The organism is Lactobacillus corticis (assembly GCF_018327645.1).
GTDB classification, from domain to species: Bacteria; Bacillota; Bacilli; order Lactobacillales; family Lactobacillaceae; genus Lactobacillus; species Lactobacillus corticis.
In genome coordinates this window covers 1-748 of record NZ_BMAY01000025.1, presented here as the reverse complement: position 1 = coordinate 748, position 748 = coordinate 1, and the positions used below count along the sequence as shown (strand labels likewise).

General features: G+C 37.7%; 1 protein-coding gene. It reads left to right on the top strand.

Translation table 11 applies throughout. The annotated features are described in order from the left end of the window. Nucleotides 1-748: IS30 family transposase (locus KI210_RS08545; RefSeq protein WP_212781463.1), on the top strand; the 748-nt coding region annotated here is incomplete at both ends.

The following is a 748-nucleotide window of genomic DNA, read 5'->3' as shown; positions in this document are numbered from 1 at the left end:
ACCAAATACATCGTAAGAATTGCGGTCGTAAATCAGATTTCTTAAAGAAATCTGACTTTATCAAATACGTTAATAAGCATTTCTGCGAAGATGGCTGGTCTCTTGATGTATGTGCCAATCGCTGCTTAGCTTTAGGAGAATTTTCTCGTGATCAGGTAGTTTGCACTAGAACCTTGTACAACTATGTAGATCAATGCTTAATGGGTATGAGAAATTCTGATTTGCCAGAAAAGTTAAAGCGCAATACTAAAATACATCGCATTCGTAAAAATAAGAAAAAGCTTGGCCGAAGTATTGAAGAACGTCCCAAGGAGATCAATGATCGTAAGGAATTTGGCCACTGGGAATGCGATTTAGTCTTAGGACATAAAACTAAGGATGATCAAGTACTGCTAACTTTGTCTGAACGAATGAGCCGTGAATTTTTAATCTTGCGTATTCCTGATAAGACAGCCGCCAGTGTGATGACTGCTTTTCAGGCTCTGCGCAAACAGTATAGTGAACATTGGAATGACATCTTTAAGACAATTACAACTGATAATGGATCAGAGTTTGCGGATTTATCCAATCTGGAGACAGTTTCAAAAACCCTGGTTTACTATGCTCATCCATATACTTCTTGTGATAAAGGCACTGTTGAAAGACACAATGGCCTTATTCGCAGATTTATTCCCAAAGGTGATTACATCAATAACTATTCTCTTCAAGATATCATTAATATTGAAACCTGGTGCAATTCGCTACCAAG